25 protein-coding genes are annotated in these 25,024 nt (G+C 60.8%); 12 read left to right on the top strand and 13 right to left on the bottom strand.

The window, feature by feature from the left end:
* The first annotated feature begins 55 nt into the window (after window positions 1–55).
* A complete protein-coding gene (locus HJC00_RS21690; RefSeq protein ID WP_210628327.1) occupies window positions 56–2,221 on the top strand; it encodes a GumC family protein in 2,166 nt (721 codons plus the stop codon).
* A 63-nt stretch (window positions 2,222–2,284) separates the two neighbouring features.
* Here HJC00_RS21690 and HJC00_RS21695 read toward each other — a convergent pair whose 3' ends face one another.
* Both HJC00_RS21695 and HJC00_RS21700 read right to left on the bottom strand, forming a co-directional pair.
* On the bottom strand, window positions 2,285–3,526 hold the full coding sequence (locus tag HJC00_RS21695) for a GNAT family N-acetyltransferase (protein ID WP_221164584.1): 1,242 nt from the start codon (window positions 3,524–3,526) through the stop codon (window positions 2,285–2,287).
* A gap of 118 nt (window positions 3,527–3,644) precedes the next feature.
* The gene (locus HJC00_RS21700) at window positions 3,645–3,854 is read right to left on the bottom strand and encodes a DUF2842 domain-containing protein (RefSeq protein WP_210628325.1); all 210 of its coding nucleotides are present in this window, start codon (window positions 3,852–3,854) and stop codon (window positions 3,645–3,647) included.
* Window positions 3,855–3,968: 114 nt separating this feature from the next.
* Here HJC00_RS21700 and HJC00_RS21705 point away from each other — a divergent pair, with 114 nt between their 5' ends.
* Window positions 3,969–5,072 carry a COX15/CtaA family protein gene (locus HJC00_RS21705; RefSeq protein WP_221164585.1) on the top strand — a complete coding sequence of 368 codons (1,104 nt, stop codon included), beginning with the start codon at window positions 3,969–3,971 and terminating at the stop codon, window positions 5,070–5,072.
* A gap of 18 nt (window positions 5,073–5,090) precedes the next feature.
* On the opposite strand, the gene HJC00_RS21710 is transcribed toward HJC00_RS21705, so the two are convergent.
* From HJC00_RS21710 to HJC00_RS21740, 7 genes are all read right to left on the bottom strand, one after another.
* Complete coding sequence (locus HJC00_RS21710; protein ID WP_210628323.1) at window positions 5,091–5,879, bottom strand: sulfite exporter TauE/SafE family protein; 789 nt, start codon at window positions 5,877–5,879, stop codon at window positions 5,091–5,093.
* 7 nt (window positions 5,880–5,886) lie between these two features.
* Window positions 5,887–6,819, bottom strand: a complete 933-nt coding sequence (argC, locus tag HJC00_RS21715) for an N-acetyl-gamma-glutamyl-phosphate reductase (RefSeq protein WP_210628322.1) — start codon at window positions 6,817–6,819, stop codon at window positions 5,887–5,889.
* Window positions 6,820–6,880: 61 nt separating this feature from the next.
* Window positions 6,881–7,843, bottom strand: coding sequence for an agmatinase (speB, locus tag HJC00_RS21720; RefSeq protein ID WP_210628321.1), 963 nt, complete (start codon window positions 7,841–7,843; stop codon window positions 6,881–6,883).
* 220 nt (window positions 7,844–8,063) lie between these two features.
* On the bottom strand, window positions 8,064–9,251 hold the full coding sequence (gene cml, locus HJC00_RS21725; protein ID WP_210628320.1) for a CmlA/FloR family chloramphenicol efflux MFS transporter: 1,188 nt from the start codon (window positions 9,249–9,251) through the stop codon (window positions 8,064–8,066).
* A gap of 307 nt (window positions 9,252–9,558) precedes the next feature.
* Window positions 9,559–10,026 carry a 30S ribosomal protein S9 gene (gene rpsI, locus HJC00_RS21730; RefSeq protein ID WP_009995734.1) on the bottom strand — a complete coding sequence of 156 codons (468 nt, stop codon included), beginning with the start codon at window positions 10,024–10,026 and terminating at the stop codon, window positions 9,559–9,561.
* Window positions 10,027–10,028: 2 nt separating this feature from the next.
* Window positions 10,029–10,493, bottom strand: a complete 465-nt coding sequence (gene rplM, locus HJC00_RS21735) for a 50S ribosomal protein L13 (RefSeq protein WP_012483399.1) — start codon at window positions 10,491–10,493, stop codon at window positions 10,029–10,031.
* A gap of 269 nt (window positions 10,494–10,762) precedes the next feature.
* Window positions 10,763–11,662 (bottom strand): LysR family transcriptional regulator, encoded by a 900-nt coding sequence (locus HJC00_RS21740; protein ID WP_221147482.1) that lies wholly within the window; start codon window positions 11,660–11,662, stop codon window positions 10,763–10,765.
* A gap of 72 nt (window positions 11,663–11,734) precedes the next feature.
* On the opposite strand from HJC00_RS21740, the gene HJC00_RS21745 reads away from it, so the two are divergent.
* Both HJC00_RS21745 and HJC00_RS21750 read left to right on the top strand, forming a co-directional pair.
* Window positions 11,735–11,965: a DUF1127 domain-containing protein gene (locus HJC00_RS21745; RefSeq protein ID WP_221147481.1), complete on the top strand. Its 231-nt coding sequence runs from the start codon at window positions 11,735–11,737 to the stop codon at window positions 11,963–11,965.
* Between the two features lie 82 nt (window positions 11,966–12,047).
* A complete protein-coding gene (locus HJC00_RS21750; RefSeq protein WP_221147480.1) occupies window positions 12,048–12,875 on the top strand; it encodes an enoyl-CoA hydratase in 828 nt (275 codons plus the stop codon).
* Here the strand turns inward: HJC00_RS21750 and HJC00_RS21755 are convergent, their stop codons facing one another.
* Together HJC00_RS21755 and HJC00_RS21760 are read right to left on the bottom strand one after the other, a co-directional pair.
* Window positions 12,876–13,712: an EamA family transporter gene (locus HJC00_RS21755; RefSeq protein WP_221147479.1), complete on the bottom strand. Its 837-nt coding sequence runs from the start codon at window positions 13,710–13,712 to the stop codon at window positions 12,876–12,878.
* A 473-nt stretch (window positions 13,713–14,185) separates the two neighbouring features.
* On the bottom strand, window positions 14,186–14,509 hold the full coding sequence (locus HJC00_RS21760; RefSeq protein ID WP_210628315.1) for a hypothetical protein: 324 nt from the start codon (window positions 14,507–14,509) through the stop codon (window positions 14,186–14,188).
* A gap of 117 nt (window positions 14,510–14,626) precedes the next feature.
* Between HJC00_RS21760 and HJC00_RS21765 the strand changes: the two genes are divergently transcribed.
* From HJC00_RS21765 to HJC00_RS21795, 7 genes are all read left to right on the top strand, one after another.
* Complete coding sequence (locus HJC00_RS21765) at window positions 14,627–15,055, top strand: CoA-binding protein (RefSeq protein WP_221147478.1); 429 nt, start codon at window positions 14,627–14,629, stop codon at window positions 15,053–15,055.
* A 119-nt stretch (window positions 15,056–15,174) separates the two neighbouring features.
* Window positions 15,175–16,458 (top strand): O-acetylhomoserine aminocarboxypropyltransferase, encoded by a 1,284-nt coding sequence (locus HJC00_RS21770; protein WP_210628313.1) that lies wholly within the window; start codon window positions 15,175–15,177, stop codon window positions 16,456–16,458.
* A 105-nt stretch (window positions 16,459–16,563) separates the two neighbouring features.
* Window positions 16,564–17,082 (top strand): AAA family ATPase, encoded by a 519-nt coding sequence (locus tag HJC00_RS21775; protein ID WP_221164586.1) that lies wholly within the window; start codon window positions 16,564–16,566, stop codon window positions 17,080–17,082.
* 94 nt (window positions 17,083–17,176) lie between these two features.
* A complete protein-coding gene (locus tag HJC00_RS21780; RefSeq protein ID WP_210631650.1) occupies window positions 17,177–17,554 on the top strand; it encodes a glyoxalase/bleomycin resistance/extradiol dioxygenase family protein in 378 nt (125 codons plus the stop codon).
* Window positions 17,555–17,843: 289 nt separating this feature from the next.
* Window positions 17,844–18,155 (top strand): DUF982 domain-containing protein, encoded by a 312-nt coding sequence (locus HJC00_RS21785; protein ID WP_210628311.1) that lies wholly within the window; start codon window positions 17,844–17,846, stop codon window positions 18,153–18,155.
* 258 nt (window positions 18,156–18,413) lie between these two features.
* Entirely contained in the window at window positions 18,414–18,764 is a 351-nt protein-coding gene (locus HJC00_RS21790) for a cupin domain-containing protein (RefSeq protein ID WP_221164587.1), read from the top strand.
* Between the two features lie 232 nt (window positions 18,765–18,996).
* On the top strand, window positions 18,997–21,126 hold the full coding sequence (locus tag HJC00_RS21795; protein ID WP_221164588.1) for a bifunctional diguanylate cyclase/phosphodiesterase: 2,130 nt from the start codon (window positions 18,997–18,999) through the stop codon (window positions 21,124–21,126).
* A 61-nt stretch (window positions 21,127–21,187) separates the two neighbouring features.
* Here the strand turns inward: HJC00_RS21795 and HJC00_RS21800 are convergent, their stop codons facing one another.
* Both HJC00_RS21800 and HJC00_RS21805 read right to left on the bottom strand, forming a co-directional pair.
* Window positions 21,188–22,432, bottom strand: coding sequence for a cytochrome P450 (locus HJC00_RS21800; protein WP_210628308.1), 1,245 nt, complete (start codon window positions 22,430–22,432; stop codon window positions 21,188–21,190).
* 151 nt (window positions 22,433–22,583) lie between these two features.
* Window positions 22,584–24,011, bottom strand: coding sequence for a GGDEF domain-containing protein (locus HJC00_RS21805; protein ID WP_210628307.1), 1,428 nt, complete (start codon window positions 24,009–24,011; stop codon window positions 22,584–22,586).
* Between the two features lie 219 nt (window positions 24,012–24,230).
* Between HJC00_RS21805 and clpP the strand changes: the two genes are divergently transcribed.
* Window positions 24,231–24,860 carry an ATP-dependent Clp endopeptidase proteolytic subunit ClpP gene (clpP, locus tag HJC00_RS21810; RefSeq protein WP_038688182.1) on the top strand — a complete coding sequence of 210 codons (630 nt, stop codon included), beginning with the start codon at window positions 24,231–24,233 and terminating at the stop codon, window positions 24,858–24,860.
* Window positions 24,861–25,024 lie beyond the last annotated feature (164 nt).

Consider the following 25,024-nt stretch of genomic DNA (forward strand, 5'->3'; position numbering starts at 1 on the left):
CGTTGCGTTACCATGGTCGTTTACGCTTGCGGCACCTTTGTTGTGGAGTAAGAGCATGTCCGGGGTAGTGCGTGATCAGGATGTGGACATCGACCTCGGCCAGTTGGTTCGCGCCGTGTGGGCGCGCCGGCTCAGGATTTTGACGATCACGCTTGCGGCGGTCGGCGTCGCCTTTGCCGGCGCCAAGATCATCTCGCCGCAATATCGCAGCGAAACACGCATCCTCATCGAACCCCGCGCGCCAGCCTTCGCCAGTACCCAGCAGGCGAACGAAGCCGGCGGCGGGCCGCTGATGGACGAGCTGAATATCGCCAGCCAGGTGCAGCTCCTGCAATCGGCCGATCTCCTCAAGAAGGTGATCAACGACCTGAAGCTCTACAATCTGCCGGAATTCGACGATGCCGCCAACGGCTCGGCGATGAGCAGCATCCTCGTGAATCTGCATCTGAAGAAGAATCCGATGGAGAACCCGCCGGAAGAACGAGTAATCGATGCTTTTGTCGAGCGGCTGCAGGTCTATCAGGTGCCGGGTTCGCGCGTCATCGGCATCAACTTCACGTCGAAGGATCCGAAGCTCGCCGCCGCCATCCCGAACGCCATGGCGAATGTCTACCTTTCCACCCAGAGCGGCGCCAAGCTCGCTTCCAATTCGGAAGCGACGCGTTGGCTCGAGCCGGAGATCGAAAACCTGCGGAAGAAGGTCAGCGATGCCGAGAAGAAGGTTGCCGAGTATCGCACCACCCACGGTCTGCTGCAAACGAACGGCACGACCACATTTCCCGCCCAGCAGCTTAATGACATCTCCGCAGAACTCACCCGCGTACGGGGCGACAAGGCCAATGCCGAGGCGAGGGCGCAGGCGGTGCGCAATGCGCTGTCATCGGGCGAAGCCTCCGATACGCTGCCTGACATCATGTCTTCCCAGGCGATCCAGCGGCTGAAGGCTACGGAATCGGGCCTGCAGTCGCAAATATCAGATCTGCAGACCAGCCTTCTCAACAGTCATCCGAGGCTGAAGAGTCTGCGCGCCCAGCTCTCCGATATTCGCGGCCAAATCCGCCAGGAGACGCAGAAGATTCTGGCCAGCATCGAAAATGAGGCGAAAGTTGCCGACCTCCGCGCAAGCGAGCTCGAGCGCCAGAAGGACGCGGTACAGGCTAACAGCGCCCGCGCCGGCGAAGACGAGGTCGGCCTCAACGCGCTCGAGCGCGAGGCAAACGCCCAGCGCCAGCTGCTCGAAACCTATCTGGTGCGCTACCGCGAGGCCGCCTCGCGCGCCGACAGCAATTCCAGCCCGGCTGACGCCCGTATCGTTTCCCGGGCCATCGAGCCGGTCGATCCCTATTTCCCGAAGGTGGTTCCGATCGTCGTCGTCGCGGCCGTCGCAACGCTGATCCTGAGCGCCATCGTCACCATGCTCGCCGAACTCTTCAGCGGTCGGGCGCTTCGTGCTGTCGATGCGTCCCGTGACGCGGTCGAGGCGGAAACGGTCGTCGGAGACAAGGATGTGCCGCAGGCAGCACCGGCCGCCGGAAGGCCCGTCCAGCCGAGCATGCTCGCCGTTGTCACGGAGGATGACGGAAAGGATATGATCGAAGAAACGGCGGCCGCCGAAGAGGCGCCGGAGGACGACCATGAATTTTCCATTGCCTCCGTTGCGGACTACCTCACGGGCAGCCGGGCGCCGCTGGCAATCGTCATATCTCCAACTGGTGATAACGGTTCGGCGGCGACGGTTTCGTTGACGCGCATGCTCGCCGATGCCGGCCGCCGCGTCATTCTGATTGATATGACCGGCTCCGGCTATCCCACAGAACTGATGGCCGAGAACCAGGTCGCGGCTGGCATCACCGATCTGCTGTGCGGCGAGGCGGCCTTCGGCGACACGATCCACAGCGATCGTCTTTCCGATGCTCATCTGATCCCGCAGGGTCAGAGCGACGTGCGCCGCGCCATGCGCGGTGTCGACCGGCTGTCGCTGCTGCTCGATGCGCTCGCCGCCGCCTACGACCTCGTGGTGGTCGAATGCGGTGCGGCCGACGTTGCAGGCGTCTCGCGGCTCACGCGCAGCCGGGATGTTGAAATTATCCTCTCCCTACCGCGGCTAGAGGAGACGATCTTCGTTGCCCTGATGACGGAATTCCAGGCGGCGGGCTATGACCGCGTCGTGCTGATGTCGGGCGGCCAAGTGGACGAGCAGGCGCTCGGCCAGGCCGCCTGAAGCATGTCACGCAAAACTGTGCAGCGGTTTTGCGAAGAACGACATGCGCAAGACCAAGAACGCTCAGCCAATCCGTGCGCGGATGCCCTGGGCGAATTTATAGAGCTTCGGCCGCGCCTTGATATGCGCCTTGCTCCGGGTAACGATCCGGTGTGCCGCGCCGGCGGCGAGGCCAAATGGCGAAACCGGCAGCACCACGTCGTAATGAGCGGTCTCAACCGGCGCCCAGGATCGTTTGTAGGTCTGATCGCCGAGGCCAAAATCGAACAGCGCGACGCCTTTGCCGTGCAGTCCGGAAATGGTTTGCCAATAGAGGAATTCGCCGGGGCTGGTATCGGGCGCAAGATCTTCGTCGATCGCCCCGAACTGGCAGATGACGTGATCACCCTTGCGCGAAATGCCCGAGACCGCAGCGATCCGGTCCTTGTTCTCGCCCTTCAGCCGCAGCGCATGCATCTGCAGGCCGAGATACTGTCTCGCATCATCCCGCTTACCGATGAGGCCGTGCAGGAAGGCCTGTGTTTCCCGATCGGCAAAGACGTCGGGCAGGCCAAGGCTGGCGAAGCGAATACTCTTCAGGCGGAAGAAGATATCGAGCAGGCGGTGCTGTTCTTCCGATGTTTCCGGGATGGTGTGTTCGACGCCGCCGGCCGCCTCCAGACGCCTCGATTGAACGCGGAATTTCTTACGCCGGCTTTTGGCGTTGAGCTGCTTCAGCGTCTCCTCGAAATTGGAGAGGAACGGCAATTGATAGGCGTGGTTCTGGTTTTGCACGATCGGCAGTCCGGTGAGTGGGGTCTGCCTCCCGCGCCATTCCAGCGGAAGGTTTTGCAGCAGCAGCAGATCGGCATGGCCCTTTAAGGCCTGCCGAAGCTGCGCCGCGAACTTCTCCGCATCGATGCTGCCGCCACTTTCAGCAAAATTGCCGGAGAACAGACCGGTATTGATATTGCTGTGATCGGCAGCGATGAACTTTGCGACGGCCAATCCGCGGGATCTGACGATCTCGATCGGCAGAATGAAGGCCGTCTCCCCGGCATAGGTGCCTTTGAGGATCGCCAGCGGCTGGCGAAAGGCATTGACCCAGGCAGCGCACCAATCATAGCTCTGATGAAGCGAATGGAGATCATCGGTCTCCAGAGCCCGCCAATCATCCTCCAATGGCTCCATCGCGTCAAAAACCGTAATGTCGATTTTCGCCATGGCAAGTTTCATGCTCGTCTGGCGTAGGCGTGAAATCGCCATCTCGGCCAGCGCGCCATCGTCCGACGACTGTTCATCAAAATCGAGCTTTTGCGTCTGCACGGGAACTCTCCGGTCAAAATGCTGAACGGGAAAGTAGGTGTGCAGGACGTATATTTGGTTTAATCGCCGCCCATCGACGAGGTTTTCCGCCGATCACGGTTATTCGGCCGTTAATGGTCTACTGCTGCCGCGGTCCGGCCATCCACTTGATGATGACCATTGCCGGCAATACCCAAAGCAGGCCGGTCAGCAAGAAGTAGAGCAGGTGCCCCCACCAGGGGGCGTTGCCGAGCGTCACCACCGCGATCGTGTTCGCCACCAGTGCGTAGACGAGCACAAGCACGATGATAATGATCGTGCCGATGAATTTGCGGAGGCGGACGGGCATTGTTTATCTCTTGTGTGGGTAGCGCGGAGCGGCGCGACGGCATGCCGCAAAGCTTCGGGGCTTGTTTTGCATGAGCCGGTGGGGCAAATCAACTGCCGGATAGAAGGAGACATCATGGCCGTCGCGAACCTCACCACGGAACAGGCGATCCTGAGCGAAGTACGCAAGCAGAACCGCAACCGGCGCGCATTGCGGCTGTGGCTCGGCTTTGTGCTTTTGGCGCTCTTTTGTCTCGTGCTCGTTGGAGGGGCAACGCGGTTGACCAATTCCGGTCTGTCGATCACCGAGTGGAAGCCGATCCACGGCGTCATTCCGCCGCTGACAGCCGCGGAATGGGAAGAGGAGTTCCGCCTCTACCAGCGTATTCCCGAATTTCAGCAGTTGAACAGTTCCATGAGCGTCGACGAGTTCAAAAACATCTTCTGGTGGGAATGGGCGCACCGGCTGATCGCCCGCGGCATCGGCGTGATCTTCGCGCTGCCGCTCCTCTATTTCTGGCTGACGGGGCGGATTGAGAAACGCCTGCGCTGGCCGCTCGTCTGCATCCTGGCGCTCGGCGGTCTGCAGGGTTTCATCGGCTGGTGGATGGTGTCCTCAGGCCTTTCCGTTCGCACCGACGTCAGTCAGTACCGGCTGGCGACGCATCTCGTCATGGCCTGCCTGATCTTTGCCGGCTGCATGTGGATCATGCGCGGGCTGTCGCCGCACTCCAACGATCCGGCGCCGGCACGCAGTTCGCGCGGCTTCGCTGCCGCAATCGCTGTTTTCGCGCTGTTCCAGATCTATCTCGGCGCCCTGGTGGCGGGACTCGATGCCGGTTTTTCCTACAATACCTGGCCGCTGATGGATGGCGCCCTCATTCCCTCCGATCTGCTGATTCAGCAGCCCTTCTGGATAAATGCCTTCGAGAATCCGAAAACCGTGCAGTTCATCCACCGCATCGGCGCCTATACGCTCTTCGCAATGGTGCTCATTAACATGGTGATCGCCCTTCGCGCCGCACCCTGGACCACCCATGCCCGCCGCGCCGTCCTGCTTTTCGCGCTGGTGACCGTTCAGGCGGCAATCGGCATTGCCACGCTGCTGATGCAGGTGCCGCTTCACTGGGGCCTGCTGCACCAGGCCGGCGCGCTTGTTGTATTTGGTTTCGCCGTCGCCAACTGGCGCGGCTTTTACGGCGAATACCCGCACGAGACGATGATCACCGAACGCGATTGAAGCGAGAGGCCTTTCGTTCTAACGCAGCACGCCGTCGAGCAGCGGCATGCCGATAACGGCAGCGGCCGCGATCAGCACGTAGCAGGCGATGCGGAAGGTCCGTTCCTCGGCAAGCCCGAACAGTTTCGAGCCGCCATAGAGACCCAGCGCATAACTCGGCAGGACGACGACGGTGAGCGCGAACACGGCGGGCACGAACAGTCCTCCGACATAATAGCTGATGGCGCTGAACACCGACGAGATCGAGAAATACAGCACGACATTCGCTCTGACACGCGCGAAGTCGGTCTTGCCGCCGAGCCAATAGGCGACGACAGGCGGCCCGCCGAGCTGCGCGGCGCCGCTGAAAAGTCCGGCAATCAGGCCGACGCCGCTGCCGAGCGGCGCGAACGGCGCGCCGTGGTAGCGCCATCCCGATACGAGAAGCGCGAGCAGACAGATGGCGATGATCGTGATGCTCCAGCGCAGCAGCGTCGGGTCGAGCAGCGCCAGCAGCGCCGTGCCGGTCGGGACGCCGAGTGCCGCACCGGCCGCCATGACGAAGACCTCGGACCGGTTGGCGTCGCGCCAGGCGGGTGGGATCATCCCCAGTGTGGCGATGCCGTCGATGACGAGCAGGATCGGCGAGACCAGCTTCGGCCCGACGATGGCACCGCCGAGCGGGACGAAGATCAACGCTGCGCCGAAACCGGAAAAGCCGCGAGCTAGCCCGGCGATCAAGGCAAACGCCATCAGCGCATAAATGCCGTGACCGGGTAGGGCGGCGGCAAACCACGCCTGCATATCGGCGACAAGCCTATCCAGCATCGTGGCCTCAGCTGGCGAGCATCAGGTCCATGTTCTGCACGGCAGCACCCGAGGCGCCCTTGCCGAGGTTGTCGAGCAGCGCCACCAGATTGACCTGGGAACCACCCGGCGTACCGAAGACGAAGAGCTTCATCGTGTCCTTGCCCTCCAGTTCGACGGCGTTGACGCGGGGGAGCGCCTTGCTTTCGGCGAGCGGCACGACCGTGACGATGTCCTGTCCGGCATAATGGGCAACCAGTGCCGCGTGAATGCTTTCCATCGTCGCGCCCTCGGCGAGATCGCCGAGATGCAGCGGCACCTGTACGATCATGCCCTGCGCGAACTTGCCGACCGACGGCGAAAAGATCGGGGCTCGGTCGAGCAGGCCATGTGCGGTCATCTCCGGCACGTGTTTGTGGGTGAGCGGCAGGCCGTAGAGGAAATGCGGCGCGGTGATCGCATCCGGATGATCCGGGTTTTCCATCTGCGCGATCATCTGCTTGCCGCCGCCGGTATAACCGGAGACCGCGTTGACCGTCACCGGATAGCCGTCCGGCAGGATGCCGGCGGCGCGCAGCGGCCGGATAAGCCCGATCGCGCCTGTGGGATAGCAGCCGGGGTTCGAGACGAAGCGGGCGGCCTTGATCCTGTCGGCCTGTGCGTCGTCCATTTCGGCAAAGCCGTAGGCCCAGGCGGGATTGACGCGGAAGGCCGTGGAGGTGTCGATGACGCGGACGTTGTTGTTGCCCGACAGCATCTGGACCGCTTCCTTCGACGCGTCGTCGGGCAGGCACAGAATGGCGATATCGGCGCCGTTCAGCATGTCTTCGCGCATGGCGGCGTTGCGCCGCTCGGCCTCGGGAATGGACAGAAGCTCGACATCGCGGCGGCCGGCCATGCGCGTGCGGATCTGCAGACCCGTTGTGCCGTGTTCGCCATCGATGAAGATTTTCGGTGCCATGTTAGACCTGCGCTTTCAATGGGTTCTGAGGATTTCCGGATTCAATTTGAACGATGATAAATCAGCCTTGTGAGGCCGCAATGGCGCGTCGCTCGGCATGAAGGCCAAGCATATACATTGCCACCGTTGCCCCCGCAATGGCGGTGATATCGGCATGGTCGTAGGGCGGCGACACTTCGACCACGTCGGCGCCGCGGATATCGAGCTGGTGCAGGCGCTGCAGCACCGAGAGGATTTTGGCGCTCGACGGTCCGCCGGCAACTGGCGTGCCGGTACCTGGCGCAAAGGCCGGATCCAGGCAATCGATATCGAAGGTGAGATAGGCAGGGGCGCCGCGCGTATGAGAGATGATCGCCGAGGCGATGTCGCCGGCATTCATGTCTTCGACCTGATGACCATAGAGAATATTGAGGCCGCAATCCTCCGGCGCATGGGTGCGGATGCCGATCTGGATCGAGCGGTCAGGATCGATGATACCTTCGCGCACGGCCCGCGCCACGAAGGAGCCGTGGTCGATGCGCCGCTCTTCGTCGAACCAGGTATCCTGGTGAGCGTCGAACTGCACGAGTGCGAGAGGCCCGTGTTTTGCCGCATGGGCTTTCAGCAGCGGCCATGTGACGTAGTGATCGCCGCCGAGCGTCAGCAGAAAGGCGCCGCTGTCGAGGATCGCGTTGGCCTGGCGTTCGATGGCACCAGGTGTGTCCTGATGATTGCCGTAGTCGAGCAGGCAATCGCCATAGTCGATCACCGCCATGTCGGCAAACAGGTCGCGGTTGAAGGGATATTGCGCATCATTGTCGAATATCGCCGAGGCACGCCGGATCGCCTGCGGGCCGAAGCGCGTGCCCGGCCTGTTCGATGTGGCGGCATCGAAGGGGATGCCCCAGACGGCGACATCGACGCCGGCAAGCTCCTTGGTGAAGCGGCGGCGCATGAAGGACAGCGCGCCGGCAAAGGTCGGGTCGCTGGCGGCGGAGGTGAGGCTGGTCGCCGTGAAGGCGTGATCAATGGTCTTGTTCGCCAAGGGGGGCTCCTTCTCTGTGGGCGCCAACGTAGTCGCGTTCGATGTCGACCTTATATTGCCTGGCCACCGTCACGACCAAACCGCCTGATCCTGCCCCGAAAGGAACTGATGTTCGGTTCGGGGTAGGTAAGGGGTAGGCGAGGTGCGCCGAGATTTCAAGCGATGCCTCGCTTGACGGCCGCTCTGCGTTTTAAGCTGCCGCCATTCCGTGGCAAATTCCTCAGGCGGCCTTCCGCGCTAGCTGACGCAATCCGGCCAACGTTATCAGCGCTGCCGCGCCGGTATAGGCAGCGAGTGGCCAGGCTGTGTTCCCGTCGAGCAGAACCACGAACAATGTGCCTGCAACGACCAGCAGGCTTTCGACACAGAAGTAGAGCGCCACGGCTGTTCCCGCGGTATCGCCGAAAGCCGCAAGCGCACCATTTGCCGTGACGGCTGTCGCAAAGACAATGCCGATCGCGATGATCCACATCGGCAGGATGAGGCCGATAAGGGGTGCCTGCAGAAACATCTCTCCCATAGCAAGCGTTACCGCGCCGACAAGCAGCAACGTCATGCCTCTTGCGAGGCTGCCTGTGATGCCCCAGCGTGTGACGAAGCGCTTGGCAAAACGCGCCGTCACGATCATCACCAAGGCCACCGAGGCAAAGATGAAGCTGAAGGTGATGCCGGAAAAGCCGGCCCGATCGATCAGGATACGGGGTGCGGTCGAGAAGAAGACGAAGAAGGCTCCCATCGCCGCGCTGAAACCGGTCGTGTAGATCCAGAAGGGCAGGCTCGCGAGGATCGGGCGTATGGCGATGGTTGTCGTCGCCGCAGCGGGGCGGGTTTCATGCCACCGCATGCCGGCATTGAGAATGGCAACGATCGAAAGCAGGCCGATGACGAGAAAGATGGCTCGCCACCCATAGTGGTCGGCAATCACCGCGCCGACGACCGGCCCGAACGCAGGCACAAGCGATAGCAGCGAACCGAGCAGGCTATAGATCACGCTGCTTTCCGGCCGTTCGGCGTAGACGTCGCGCACTGTTGCGAAGGTGGCGACAAGAGCCGCCGAGGCGCCGATCGCCTGCAACAATCGCAAGGCCACGAAGAGAAGTGCGGATGAGGCCCCGGCAAGCAGAAAGGACGCAAGGGCAAAGAGTGCCGCCCCGCCGATCAGCACGGGCCGTCGCCCGACGATATCGGAGATCGGACCAAAGACAATCTGGCCGACGCCGAGCACAAGCATGTAGAGGCTGAGGGTCAACTGGATGACTTCAGGCGAGGTGCCAAGTGCCTGGGGCATCGTCGGCACGACCGGGAGATAGATGTCCATGGCAAGCGACGCCAGGACGTCGAAAGGGGCGATCAGCAACAAGCTTGCCGGCACGGAGTAATTCCACGACGGAATTTTCGGATAAGACATGGGTAAGGTCCGCTCAAATGATTTTCATTCGGCGGCGATCTGTCTTTCATCAGTATCGGATTTGCTGGACAGATGCCGCAACAACAGCGCAAAGTTGTTGCGGCTTAGTTGTCTGCGGACTTGGTTGTTCCCATGATGCGACCTTGATTGCCGCTCCGCTCGTTCGCGAAGCGTTTTGTCGGATTTTTACCAGCAGAACCGGAGTGCGGCAATGGCGACCGGCAGGCGCTTCCCGGGATTCATCAAACACCCAAAGAAAAAGGCCGGGTTTTCCCGGCCTTTCGCAAATTCCGTCTGTCCGAAGCGATTAACGCTTGGAGAACTGGAACGAGCGGCGGGCCTTTGCCTTGCCGTACTTCTTGCGTTCGACGACGCGGCTGTCGCGGGTCAGGAAGCCGCCCTTCTTCAGCACCGAGCGCAGGCCCGGTTCGAAGTAGGTCAGCGCCTTGGACAGGCCGTGGCGAACGGCGCCGGCCTGGCCGGAGAGGCCGCCGCCGGCAACGGTTGCGACGATGTCGAACTGGCCGTCACGGGCAGCCGCGACGATCGGCTGGCGCAGGATCATCTGCAGCACCGGACGCGCGAAATATTCCGCGAATTCCTTGCCGTTGACGATGATCTTGCCGGAGCCCGGCTTGACCCAGACGCGGGCAACGGCGTTCTTGCGCTTGCCGGTGGCGTAGGAGCGGCCGAGCGAATCGACCTTGCGGACGTGGGCCGGAGCAGCAGCTTCGGAAGCCGTGCCGAGATCCTTCAGGGAGGAGAGGTCAGCCATGATCAGGCGCTCCTTACGTTCTTTTTGTTGAGCGCGGCAACGTCGAGGGCGACCGGCTGCTGGGCTTCATGGGGATGGTTGGAGCCGGCGTAGACGCGCAGGTTCTTCATCTGGCGACGGCCGAGCGGGCCGCGCGGAACCATGCGTTCGACGGCCTTTTCGAGGACGCGCTCCGGGAAGCGGCCTTCGATGATCTGGCGTGCGGTGCGTTCCTTGATGCCGCCGGCATAACCGGTGTGCCAGTAGTAGACCTTGTCGGAATACTTCTTGCCGGTGAAAACGACCTTGTCGGCATTGATGACGATGACGTTGTCGCCGTCGTCAACGTGGGGTGTGAAGGTTGCCTTGTGCTTGCCGCGCAGGCGCATAGCGATGATGGAAGCGAGACGGCCAACGACCAGCCCTTCGGCGTCGATGATCACCCACTTCTTCTCCACCTCTGCAGGCTTCTGTGAGAAGGTTGCCATGTGAATACTCTCTTTTAGGACCCTTGGCCCGAGGGCTTTAAGGGCGTTTCTTGTTGCTTGGATTGGCAAGCGCGAACCTGCCAAAAAGAAAGCAGCCCGGACAGGCTGCGTTCTGGCGCGGTGTATAAAGGCAATGTGACACCGGGTCAATATCGGCTTTCGCGACGGACGGAAAAAAGTACAAATGAAAACAAATGGTTATAAGTGTGGTGTTGTGATACCCCACAATCGAACTGAATATTTGCCCCGCCGTCGGTCGAAAACCATCGCTAATCCTCAAAAGCGCGCAGGCATTTTATCATTTCCCGAAGGCCGCGTGTCAGATGTTTGTCCCGGCGAAGAACCATGCCAAGGCGGCGTGTCAGCTTCGGCCGCAGCGACGATGCCGTCAGGAGACCGGCGCGGTCGCGCTTCACCGCCAACCCCGGCAGGATCGACCAGCCGAGTCCCACGGCCACCAGTTCCTTGATCGCCTCAATACTGCCGAACTCCATCGCCGGTCGGATCCTGGTGCCCGGGGCTGCCAGCCAGGCGTCGATTGCCCGTCTCGTATTGCCGCCCTCATATAGTAGCAGCGTCCTGTCGCGCATGAAGGCGGCGTCCGGTCCACCCTTGGGCACGGGGCTGCCCGCGGGGGCGACAGCCAGCAATTCCTCCTCGAAAAAGGGTTCGATCTCGAAGTTCCGTCCCGATGCCGGCAGGGCCACGACGGCGATGTCGAGACTGTTGGCTTCCAGATCGCGCAGAATATCGTCGGCATTGCCGATCGAGACGGTGATTTCGAGGCCGGGCATGGACTTCCGGGCGGCGGAGATGGCGCGCGGAAGCAGATGGATCGATGCCGTGCCGCCGCTGCCGATGCGCACACGGCCGCTGGCGCCATCCCTGTGGGGCATCATCGCTTCTTCCGCCGCGGCTGCCTCCTGAAGCAGACGCCTTGCATGCGAAAGCAGGTCGATGCCCGCCGCCGTCGGTTGCGCCCGCCGTCCGACGCGCTCGATCAGCCTGACGCCGAGCCGCTGTTCGAGCCCCTTGATCTGCAGGCTGACGGCCGGCTGCGTCACGCCTTCCTTGTCGGCCGCAGCCGTAAAGCTCCCGAGGTCGGCGACATTGATGAAGGTTGCGAGTTGGTCGAGATTGAGAGCCATTCCAAAGAAATCCTTATGCATATAATAATATCCATAAGCTTCTTTCGCGGCACCTTCCATCGCATCTTTCGTCCATCAGGAAAGGATGAAGAGATGACTATAGAATTCGACGAAAGCTTGGAGATACCGCTGAGCGCCCTTCGGCTGAAACATCGTGAGACGGCGCGTTGGAGCAGGCGGCTGCTGGTAGCCGTCGAGTGTCGGCTCGAAAAGCGCCGCAGCCGCCGCAAGCTGTCGGAACTCACCGATGACGAGCTACGCGATATCGGTCTGACCCCTGCGAAGGCGAGGGCGGAGAGATCGAAATCATGGTTCTGGTTTTGACCGCGACGGCGGATCCTGCTCGAAATTGGCGGCGCCTTGTGGCAGAACGAATGTGTGAAAATCGAGTGCAGGGAGCAGCATCATGGCCGAAATCGTATCCTTCCGAAAGGAAGCGGACAGGACGGATGGATTGTTGCTCCGCTCGTTGCGCGACGGCGTGCTGCGGCTCGTGCTTAACGACCCGCCGGCCAATGTGCTTTCGATCGCGCTTCTCGAAGCGCTGATGGCTGAGCTCGAAAAGGCGCAGGCCGATTTGGATGTGCGCGTCATCGTCATCGCCTCCACCGGCGTCGTCTTTTCCGCCGGCCATGACCTCAAGGAACTCACGGCCCATCGCGTTGACGAAGATCAGGGCGCCGCTTTTTTCGAGAAAAGCTTCCGGCTCTGCGCCGATTTGATGCTGAAGATCGCGCATCTGCCAAAACCTGTTATCGCCGAGGTCGATGGGCTTGCAACGGCTGCGGGCTGTCAGCTCGTCGCCTCGTGCGATCTGGCGATCTGCACCGACACTTCGACGTTCTGCACGCCGGGTGTCAATATCGGCCTGTTCTGTTCGACGCCAATGGTGGCCGTTTCCCGTGCCGCGCACCGTAAGCAGGCTATGGAGATGCTCTTGACCGGTGAGACGATCGACGCCTCGACCGCCAAGGATTTCGGCCTCGTCAACCGCATCGTGCCGAAGCAGTATCTGGCGCAGGTCGTTTCCAAATATGCCGCCGTGATTGCCGGCAAATCGCCACTGATCCTGAAAATTGGCAAGGAAGCGTTTTATGGGCAGCTCGAACTACCAGTGGAGGCGGCCTATGATTATGCCGCCAAGGTGATGGTGGACAACATGCTGACGCAGGACGCGCAGGAAGGGATCGGCGCCTTTCTCGGCAAGCGCAAGCCGGAATGGAAGGGCGAATGATCAGGCGAGTTTCAGAACCAGCACGCCGATCGCGATGACGACGCCAGCGACGTAACGCCAGATGCCGGCTTTTTCCTTGAATACGACAACCGAGAGCACCAGGGCAAAGAGGATCGAAGTTTCCCGCAGTGCAGCAACGGTCGCCACCGGCGCCTTCGTCATCGCCCAAAGTGCCAGTCCATAGGATGCAATTGATCCCGCGCCGCCGATCAGGCCGCGCCACCAGTTGCGGCGAACGTGACGCAGCACCGTCAAGCTGCCGCGCTGCGACGCCGCCCAGGCAAGTAGCAGTATCGGCGGCAGCAGCGACATCCACAACGTATAGGAAACCGCATTGCCTGAAAGACGAGCGCCGACGCCGTCAACATAAGTGTAGCTGGCGATGACGAAAGCATTGGCAATGGAGAAGGCGACCGCGTGGCCGCTGCTGCGCCGAGCCTCCAGGGCGAGCGTCAGGACGCCGGCTGAAATCGTCATGGTGCCGGCAAGAGCGGCGCCGGAAAGATTTTCGCGCAGGACGACACCGCTTGTCGCGGCGACCAGCAACGGCGCGCAACCACGCATCAGCGGATAGACGAGGCCGATATCACCGGCTCGGTAGGCGGCGGCAACCAGCTGGAAATAGGCGAACTGCAGGATGGCCGAGGCGCCGATGAACGGCCAGGCTGCGCTCTGCGGCAACGGCAGAAATGCCAGAAACGGCAGCGCGGACACCGCGCCGCCGGCCGAAATCAACGCCGCATCCAGGGATTTGTCGCTTCCCGCTTTGACGATCGCGTTCCATGTCGCATGCAGCAACGCACCGAACAGAACGAGCAGGATGACGTCGAGAGGCAAGGGATAAATCCGGTGCTGCGGAGGAAGGCGAAGCGCCTCGCCCCGACGGGGCAGAATTCTGGAAAGACAACTGATATTTGCACGAAAATGCATTGCCGCGGTCGCGGATGCGTTTTCGGTTCCCATAGCATCCTTTCAATATGCAGACAATGTCGGGCTCTGACGACAAGTTTTACGTGCGCGCGATATGCGTTCAATCCAGGCGATCTTCTCAACTATGAGATGTTTCTAATGGACGAGAGAACATATATGGCTCTTACGGAGAACATAAGGGGAAAAATGCTGGGGGAAATCCGAAGCGGATCTTTCTATGCTGCTGAAATACAGATATTATTCTATAACTTTGATATACACAAAAAAGAAGCTTCAGATTGTATAATCTAGGGGAAATCGCAGCGCGCGATTGAGCTCAAAGCTTGTTTGCAAGCAGAGAAGGCGAACGGCGGCCGGGAGGAGGCGTGACGGCGGCAACGTCAGAGCTGATGATTCGGAATGAAGAGCATCCCGTCAAGGTTGTCTAGGTTTTGGCAGTTCAGAACCGGGCAGCGGGGATCGTCCTTTGACGGGATATGGGTCCACTCCGCATAATCGGTTGCGTCACAATAATTGCTGTTGCGGACGTAGCGATCATAAAGCGGTAGCCCGCGGGGAGATTGGTAGCGGAAGATGACGGCGCCCTGATTGTGGATGGCCGCCCGCACGCTGGCGCAGCTCATGGTGAGCGGGTTGTAGCGCGAAATCGCCGCTGCGGGTGACGCGGCGAGCACAAGCGTGAGGGCAAGAGCAATATTTCTCATTGAATCATCCTCAGAGCCATTCAACTCCTATATACGCAAAACACGTGCAGCCGGTTTTGTCGACATGCCAAAAAATGCCGGCGGGCTCAAAGGCATTCCCGGAATGGAGAAATGGAAATGGATCATGACGCCTACACGGATGATTATCTCACCGGAATCCTGCAATCGGTAAAGACCATCGCCCTGACCGGTGCCTCGCCCAATCCGGCGCGGCCGAGCAACGGCGTCATGGGCTATCTGCTGTCGCGCGGCTATGAGGTCATACCCGTCAATCCGGGGCAGGCGGGCAAACAGATCCAAGGCCGCACCGTCTATGCCCGGCTTGCCGACGTTCCGGTGCCGATCGATATGGTCGACGTCTTTCGCGCCGCCGAATATCTCGATGGGGTCGTTAACGAGGCGTTGGCGCTGAGGCCGCTACCGAAGGTCATCTGGGCTCAGCTTGGCGTCCGCGACGATGCCGCGGCGGCAAAAGCGGAGGCTGCCGGCATTAGAGTGGTGATGAACCGTTGCCCGGCGATCGAATATCCCCGTCTCATTGCCTGAGCAGGGCTGCCCTGAGAGGGATTTTCCATCGAACGCCCAAGGGTTGAAACGGATCGCGATTAACTTTTGTCGGCGACAAGCTATGATCCTGCCTCGTGATCAACAATTCGGAGGGCGACATGGCCAAGAACGATCCTGGATTCAACACCTTGGCGATCCACGCAGGCGCACAGCCCGACCCAGCGACCGGCGCACGGGTGACGCCGATCTACCAGACGACCGCTTTCGTCTTCAACGATTCCGACCATGCCGCCGCCCTCTTCGGCCTGCAGGCCTTCGGTAATATTTACACCCGCATCATGAACCCGACGCAGGCCGTGCTCGAGGAACGCGTCGCCGCGCTCGAGGGCGGTACGGCGGCCCTTGCCGTCGCCTCCGGCCACGCGGCGCAGATGATCGTCTTCCACACCATCATGCGCCCGGGCGAAAATTTTATCGCCGCCCGCAAGCTCTATGGCGGCTCGATCAATCAGTTCGGCCATGCTTTCGAGAATTTCGGCTGGCAGGTGCGCTGGGCCGATTCCGCCGATCCGGCGAGCTTCGAAAGCCAGATCGACGACAAGACCCGCGGCATCTTCATCGAAAGCCTTGCCAATCCGGGCGGCACTTTCGTCGATATCGCCGCTATTGCCGACGTCGCTCATCGCCACGGCCTGCCGCTGATCGTCGACAACACGATGGCAACACCCTATCTCATCCGTCCGATCGAGCACGGCGCCGATATCGTCGTGCACTCGCTGACGAAATTTCTCGGCGGCCACGGCAACTCCATGGGCGGCCTTATCGTCGACGGCGGCACCTTCGACTGGTCGAAGTCAGGCAATTACCCGATGCTGTCTAGCCCGCGACCGGAATATAACGGCATGGTGCTGCACGCGACTTTCGGCAATTTCGCCTTTGCGATCGCTGCCCGCGTGCTCGGCCTGCGCGACCTCGGCCCGGCGATTTCGCCCTTCAATGCCTTCCTGATTCTGACCGGCATCGAGACGCTGCCGCTCAGAATGCAGCGCCACAGCGACAATGCCATCGCTGTCGCCCGGTGGCTGAAGGCGCACAGCAAGATCGCTTGGGTGAATTATGCCGGCCTTGAAGACGATCCGAACCATGCCCTGCAGCAGCGTTATTCGCCGAAGGGCGCAGGCTCCGTCTTCACCTTCGGCATCCGGGGCGGTTATGAGGCTGGCAAGACTCTGGTCGAAGGACTTGAGCTCTTCTCCCATCTGGCCAATATCGGCGACACCCGCTCGCTCGTCATTCATCCGGCCTCGACGACGCACCGGCAACTGAGCGACGAGCAGAAAATCGCCGCCGGCGCCGGACCCGACGTGGTGCGGCTTTCCATCGGCATCGAGGACGTTAACGACATCATCGCCGATCTTGAGCAGGCGCTCTCGAAGATCTGATTGTCCTTCGCAGCAAACGTTGTAATTTCGCAGACGATCATTGTCGAAATACAACCAGCGCCGCCTTGCGGATGCCTTCTGCTGGCCGCCATTGCGGGAACATTCATGCCACTCGTCATTCTCACCGGCGCATCGGGAGCCGGGAAAACTACCATTGCTGAGGCTGTCGGACGCCGGCACGGGCAGGAGATCGAAGTCTTTTACAAGGACAGCATCGGCGCTCCGCCTATGCAAGAGATGGTTGACCAATTCGGCTCCGTCGAAGAATGGCAGAGAGCGGCCACTTTCGCATGGATATCGCGACTGTCGCCGCTCCTGGCAGAAGGACGTAGCGTCCTGTTCGAGGGGCAGTCGCGTTTTTCCTTTCTGGCCGAAGCTGCCGAACGTGCCGGGATCGGTTCGCATTCCTGCCTCCTGATCGATTGCGACGACGACACCCGAGCCCGGCGCCTTTCGATTGATCGAGGCCAGCCTGAGTTGGCAAATCCGGATATGATGAACTGGGCCGCCTTCCTACGGCACGAAGCAGCGACATACGGATGCGAAATTCTCGACACATCGAAGCTGACGGTGGAACAGGGAATTGAACGAGTCCTTCGCGAATTGCGGCGGCAGCGTGTTTGATCCGGACCAGGCAGTTGAAGTTTGGCCGTTCCAGTGCGGCGGTTCGTCCGCTTGTTCTGGTAAAAGCATAGAATTCGCGCAGAGGGAGGCGCAGTTGCACCTGACGTTGGAGTTGTTTGTCCAAACGCCCCGGACATCGATTGATTTCTATCAGCGAGTCCTGGGCTTTGAAGTCGAGGGCTCGACGAGCACGGAATATGCGATGTTGAGAAACGGCGACGCCGCCATCGCGATCAATTCGCGAAGCGTCCTTTCGAGCGATCATCCGTTACGCGGCGAAATTGGCGACAGGGTCGGCCTCGGCGTCGAGATCGTCCTGAAGGTCGCTGATGTCGAGGATGCCTATCGCAAGGCGGACGAGAGCGGCTGGCCACTTTCCGCCCTCGCCGTGCAGCCTTGGGGACTGCGTGACTTTCGCCTTATCGATCCCGACGGCTATTATGTCAGAGTGACCAGTACCCACACGCACTGACAGGTCCATGATGGCGGCCATGGGCTTCGTGCCAAACGCTGAGCGGCTGCACTTCGGTGGCGACCGGTTGCAAATCGGTCGTATCAATTGCTGTCCTCGTAATCAGCGCGACCCATATCGCCGGGCCTCAGGACGCCCGGACAGGAGGTCCCTGAGCCCCTTTCTTTAGTCTCCGCTACTTCACGTTGAAGCAGTTTTATTGCTCAGTTTTCAATTCCAAATTTCAGAAAACAAGCGTATGTTGCGCGGTTAGGATTGCAGTAACCATGCCTTTGAGGGGTCGGGGACGATGTGCTGGAATACATCATCGGCATTCACGCCGGTCGCGCTTGCTTTGCGCGGTCCGGCAACACGCAAGATCGTCCGGACGCTCGGCGATGCGGCGCATCTCCTGATCAACGATTGGCCTTCTGATGACGGCGAGGAATACGTCGCTGCCGTAAAAGCCTGTGTCGATGCAATTACCGGGAAAATTAGCCCGGAACGATTCCGCGAGGCGCTTCTGCTTGCAGCCGATGAAGCGGGTATCGCTGCTCTGACAGTCGTCCCCGTCGGAGTGACAGAGCGGCGACCGGACCTGCGTTCGGCCGCGCCAAGATAGCCCCTATTTCAAGCGGCTCCTTATCAGCCTGGCATTGCGTCAGATGCGGCCGCGGCCAAGGCAGGCAAAACTCTCACAAACTGAAAGCACCACCGACAATTCTAACCGCCACCTTCACAAATGTCGCTCAAGATGATGGGAGAAGGGGCTCCTGGAGGTTCCCAAGCGCGGTCAATGCCCTGTGAGACGAGAGACAAATTTCAAACAATCGCGCGCAGACCCTTGCCGCAAACGACACTGACAGCGGAGAGGTCCACGATGGTTGCGGCGAATTTCATCACCTTCAACATCGACAACGTCGAACCCGAGTTCGGCGCGCCGGAGCCCGCTCGGATCATCTCCGGTGATCCGCAATTTCGCACCTGGAATCTGGAGGAGGGCGACGGCGGCCTCTATTCCGGGATCTGGGAGGCGACACCCGGCAAGTGGCGGATCGTTTACGAGGAGTGGGAATATTTCAGCCTGCTGTCAGGCCATTCGATCGTCACGGAGGACGGCGGTGAGCCGGTCCACCTGAGGGAGGGCGACCGGATGATCTTGAGGCCCGGCTTCAAGGGAACCTGGGAAGTCGTTGAAACGACTCGCAAGGACTATGTGATCAGGGTCTGAACAGCGGCTGCGAGCCGGCTTTGGCGATGGCGGTCTGTCCCGGTTTGCGGCGATTATGATCCGTTTCCCCCGAAATAACCGCCTCTCTTTCACGGATGGAGGGCATTTGATCTTTCCCATTAACGAGACCTACATCGTCAAATGCTAGACCTTATCTGCAGCGCATTGCGGACATGATGTCTCCTGCCGTCACCACAGACATGACCTTGCAGTTCATCTTTTCGGGATTGGCATGTCGTCGAATCTTGCGGGTAGGCACGTTCGAACCCAAACGTCTTCCATCATTGCGACAACCGTTTTCTTCCTCGTCGTCGCGCTCGTCTTGACCGGCCTCATGGCGCATGTCGTCGCCACGATGACGCGGTCGGCGAACGAAATCGATGATGCCAGAGCCAGCCGCGCCGCTCGCGCGGCGATCGCAGCCTTTGTCAGCCGCCTGAGCGCGACAACGACTGACAACGCCGTATGGGATGATGCCTATAAGGCGATCGCATCTCCCGACGCCGCGGATTGGGCTTATGAGAACTGGGGTAAAACCAGCGAGGATTATCCGCTTTACGACGGCGCCATCGTGACCGGTCCCGACCGCTCGTCGATCGTCTCCGCCTATGCCAAAGGCAAGCCCTTCCAGCCGAGCGCCTTTTTCGGCGAAGCTTTCTACCGGCAGATCAATACGGCCACCGATTTCGGACAGGCGCCGGTTGTCAATTTCATCAAGACGGAAACCGGCATCGCGCTCATCGCGTCACAACCGATCCAGCCTTATCAAGCGGAAGGCGAGCTTCCGACGAAGCTCAGCGTGCTGAGCTTCTACAAGGAATTCAACTCGGACGTTCTCAGCACGCTTTCGAACGAACACGAACTCGAGGGCTTGCGCCTTGCCGCCGCGCCCGAGCCGAGTCTGCTGAACACACCGATCACGGATATGAAGGGTGGCGTCATCGGCCATCTCGTCTGGCCGAGCAAAGCGCCGGGAAGCGCCGTGTTCCGACAGGTCTACCCTTTTGTTGCGGCCGCTATCATCATTCTCGTGCTGTTCCTGGCCGGCGTTCTGCTGGTGGGCGCAGCCGAAGCGCGGCGTCTTCGTCAACTGGCGCAAGCAGCGATTTTCGAAGCGAACCACGATAGCCTGAGCGGCCTCCTGAACAGGCATGGGCTTCTCGCCCTGCTGGAAGACCTGAAAGGCTCGGAGATTTCGCCGCCTCGGCTCTACCTGGTCGATCTCGACGGTTTCAAGGCGGTCAATGACGCCTGGGGGCATGCGGTCGGGGATGATCTGATCCGGATCGTCTCGAACGCGCTGATCGCCTGCCACCCCGAAGTCGTTGCCGTGGCCCGGTTGGGGGGCGACGAGTTCGCTCTGGTCCAGGTCGGAACTGTCGCGCGTCAGGAGATAGAAGAGACGATTCTGGCGCTGTTTGCCGAACCCTTCAAAATCGATGGACGAACGATCGAGGTTGGCGCGAGCATCGGCGCTGCTGCGCGTGACGCAGACATTGAGCCCCTGGAGCTTTTGCGCAGGGCTGACATGGCGCTCTACCGCGCCAAGGAAAATGGCAGAGGGCGGGCGATCGAATACGACCCCGAGTTGGATCGGGAGCGCCAAAGGGTCGCCGAACTGGAAACTCTGTTGAAGAATGCCATCGGCAATGGCGCGATCGAAGCCGTCTTCCAACCTCTCGTTTCGGCGACGACGGGCGTTGTCACCGGTCTTGAAGCGCTAGCCCGCTGGCGCACTGCGACAGGAAATATCAGTCCGGAGATTTTCATTCCGCTTGCTGAAAGATGCGGCCTCATCGATGCTCTCGGCGGTCACATGCTGAAAACATCGATCGAGCACGCCAAGAACTGGCCCGGTTTAGCGTTGTCCGTCAACGTTTCGCCGGTCCAGCTCTGCAATCCGGAATTTGCCGCCGAGGTGATCTCTCTCCTGCAGGAACTCGATTTCGATCCCAGGCGCCTGACATTGGAAATCACCGAAGGCGTCCTCATGACCAATCCGGATCAGGCGCGTCGGTCGATAGATCACCTCAAGCAGGTCGGTATCAAATTCGCGCTCGACGACTTCGGCTGCGGCTATGCAAGCATCGGCGCATTGCGGCAGTTCGGCTTTGATCGGATGAAGATCGATCGCTCGCTGGTCTCCGCTCTCGACCAGGCCTCGAATGGCGCCGATGTTCTCAAGGCGACCATCGCTTTGGCGACCGCTCTGCAGATTCCCGTGACCGCGGAAGGCATCGAGAATATCCGCCAGGCGGCGATCTTGCGGGAGGCCGGCTGCGACCAACTGCAAGGCTATTTGATCGGAAAACCCATGTCGGCGCTCGACATATCCAGCAAGCTTCAAGAACAGGCAGCGTAATGCCGCGAGATCGCACAAGCACGCCGCGCAGAGCTTCCGCTGATCTGCCGACCGGTGCCGATCACCACCGGAGATCCAGCCGGTCGAGCCCGTGAAAATGATAGACGTCCTTGACGACGGGCGTCTTCGCCAGCCTGAGGCCGGAAAGCCGTTCGAACAGGATCGGCAGGACGACGTTGAGCTCCAGCCGAGCCAGCGGTGCGCCGATGCAGAAATGGATGCCGGCGCCGAAGGAGAGGTTCGGCGCCTCGTTTCGGTCTGGCCGGAAGGCGAGGGGGTCGGTGAATTTCGCCGGGTCGAGATTGGCGGCGGCGAGGATGAGGCTTACCTTGTCGCCGCGCCTGAAGGAAACGCCGTCGATCTCAGCGGGCTCGAGCGCCCAGCGCTGGAAGATGTGGACGGGCGCGCAGATACGCAGGGTTTCCTCGACGGTGCGCTCCGTCGCCGCTTCATCCCGGAAGAGTTCTGCCGGATCGCAGCCGCTGTCGAGGATGGTGTGTACGGAGTTGCCGATCTGGTGCACGGTCGCTTCATGGCCGGCATTGAGCAGCACGATCGTCGTTGAAATGAGCTCCTCCTCGGTGAGGTACTGACCCTTGTGCTCCGTGTGGATCATGTGGGTCAGCAGGTCATCGCGCGGCTCGGCCCGGCGTTCAGCGATCACTACTCTGACATAGTCGGAAAATTCTCTGGCGGCCCGTTCGGCCTCTTCTTCTTGCCGGCGCGTGCGGCCGAACATGTACATGCGCACATAGGCATGCGACCAGGCGAGCAGTTGCGGCCCCATCTCCTCCGGGATGCCGATCATCCGCGCGATCATCGTCACCGGGATGATGTCGGCAAAGGCCGAGAGCAGCTCGACCTCGCCCTTCTGCGCGAAGCCGTCGATCAGCCGGTTGGCAAGCTCGACAAGCTCCGGCTTCATCTTCTCGACATGGCGGGAGACGAAGGCGCGATTGACGAGCGTGCGCAGCCGCGTGTGCTCGGGTGGTTCGAGCTCGAGCAGGGAATAACGTTCCGAGAGATCGAAACTTTCAAGATGCGCCATCGGCTCGGCAAGGCCGAGTTCCTCGCGGCTGGCGATATGCAGGATCTGCCGGCCGAAGCGGCGGTCGCGCAGCAGCGCGTTCACATGGTCGTAGCCGGTGAAGAACCACTGTTTCTGCTCGGTCCAGTAGAAGGTCGGACAATGGGCGTGGAGCGCGGCGTAAACGGCATTCGGGTTGCCGTAGAAGGCCGGATTGCGGGCGTCCAGCGAGACATGGCGGAGGGCAGGGTCGATCGAAAGGAAGGGCGGTAACGTCATGAACCGAGGCTTAGCGGATTTACCGGCCCTCGAAAAGATGTGGAGAGGCGTGTTGGGCACGGAACGAGGAGCGCCCGATCTGAATGCGCCAACGGCTTTAAGATCTGTGTCTAAGCCCGGGGATTGATACTGCTTTTTTTTTTTTTTACGGCTAACTGGCCCGTGACAGGGCGCCCATGCGCCGCAGCGCCTCGACCTGGTCGTCGACCGTCGGCACGAGTTCGCCGGCGGTGGTGCTCGGCGTGGCCGGCGCCGGGGCCGCCGCTTCCTCTTCGCCGAAGGTGACCGTGCAATTGCGGCCGGCGGCTTTGGCCGCATAGAGGGCTCGGTCGGCGGCCGAGATCAGCTTGTCGATATTGGCGTCGATCGAGGAGGCGAGGGCGACGCCAATGCTGACCGTGACCGGAACGATCGCTTCGCCAGTGCTGACGGGAAGGCGGCAGAATTCGGTGCGGATCGCTTCGGCGATCGCCTCGGCTTCCGTCTGGTCTGTGACGCTCGCGAAGGCGGCGAATTCCTCGCCGCCCATGCGGCCGAAGATGTTGTTTGGAATATATTGCCGGGCCATGCGAGCGAAGGCGGTGAGCACGGCGTCGCCGGACTGATGGCCGAAGCGGTCGTTGACGCGCTTGAAATGATCGAGGTCGAAAAGGATCACCGCGACCTGCCGCTGCTCGCTATGGGCTCTCTCCTGGATGGACTCGAAATAGCCGAGCAGGCCACGACGGTTGAGCACGCCGGTCAGGGAATCGGTCAGCGTCATCGCGCGTAGATGCCGTTCGGAGCGTTCCATGACCAGTCGGCAAGTGAGCGCGAAGGCGATGGTGAGCAGGAAGGCGCTTGCCATGGCGGAGACACCGCCGAGATTGGTCGCCTCGATATCGCTTGGCAGCGTCACCGCCATCGTCAGCGCCGAGCCGAAACACAGGCAGCCCTGGATAACGAACACCCCCATCAGCTTGATGCGGGTGCGCTCGCGGCGCATGTCGCCGGCGGCGACCGCCATGGCCAATGCCGTGGCACCCGTCGCAGAAGCGAGATTATAGAGCACGACGCGGTTGGAATAATCGGTGTTGACCCAGGGCAAAAAGACCCCGGCAAGCCAGATTGCCGGCGGCAGCAGAGCCCACCATTCGATCTTTTTGCGGTCGAGCGCCAGAAAGCCCGCCACCCAGGCGCTCTGGCCGAGCAGCGCGATGGCATTGCCCACCTCGATGGAAAGCAGGCTGGGGATTTCGCTGCGCAGCGAGATCATCGCAAAGCCGATGGCGGTCAGAAAGAAGCCGAGGCCCCAATAGAGATAGGCTTCGTTCCTGACATTGTGGCGCCAGGCGACGAAAAGCACCAAAGCGAGCGTCATGGCCTCCGAACACCAGATGGCGAGACCCGTAGCGATATTGAACACGGCAGCAACCCCTTGCCCGTCGACCTGTCTGTTGGCCCGCATCCTTGCGGAGGAAGCTCGCCAGTTCCTTAATGTCGCTGCACTGCGGCATGATTTTCGGCCGGTATCTGGCGATAGGCTTTCCGTTGAGTAAACGTGCATGAGCGCTGTCGAATGGAGTAACCTTTCCTTCATCCTGTCATGGAGAAAAGCCGGGGAGTCGACATCGAGGGCTCGCGGCCAACAGGCGTTTGCGAGAAAGAGGCTGCCGGCGTCGAAGCCCTGCGGCCTTGCCCTCCTTCTTAACGTTATCCCAATGCGTGTCTTGAAGAGGAGGGCAGGGACACTCTATGTAGGGATAAGACATTTTCTTTGATTCCCGGCCTGCCGGCATGACGTTGACAAAGGACGCACATGAGAAACCCAGTTGATACCGCAATGGCCCTCGTGCCGATGGTCGTGGAACAGACCAACCGCGGTGAACGCTCCTACGACATCTATTCCCGCCTGTTGAAGGAACGCATCATCTTCCTGACCGGCGCCGTCGAGGATCACATGGCGACGCTCGTCTGCGCCCAGTTGCTCTTCCTCGAGGCCGAAAACCCGAAGAAGGAAATCGCTCTCTACATCAATTCTCCCGGTGGCGTCGTCACCGCCGGCATGGCGATCTACGACACGATGCAGTTCATCAAACCTGCTGTATCGACGCTCTGCATCGGCCAGGCGGCGTCCATGGGTTCGCTGCTGTTGGCGGCCGGCCATAAGGACATGCGCTTCGCCACCCCGAATTCCCGCATCATGGTTCATCAGCCCTCGGGCGGCTTCCAGGGCCAGGCCTCGGACATCGAGCGCCACGCCCGCGACATCCTCAAGATGAAGCGCCGCCTGAACGAGGTCTACGTCAAGCACACCGGCCGCAGCTACGAGGAAGTTGAAAAGACCCTCGATCGTGACCATTTCATGGATGCGGACGAGGCCCAGGGCTGGGGCGTGATCGACAAGGTTTTGACGTCGCGGCTCGAGATGGAAGGCGAGCAGGCCTAGTAATTAATTGGGATGGTGTTTTTGCCGCCACAGTTCTATCTCATTTGTGATCGAACAAGGCTTTCATCTGGCGGCGAAGACGCTAATAGTAACTATTAATGCTATGTTGAATTTTTATGACATAGCATTTGGCATTCGAAGGGGATTCGTTGCCGCCGGAACCC

The organism is Rhizobium sp. NLR22b (assembly GCF_019685295.1).
Taxonomy (GTDB): domain Bacteria; phylum Pseudomonadota; class Alphaproteobacteria; order Rhizobiales; family Rhizobiaceae; genus Rhizobium.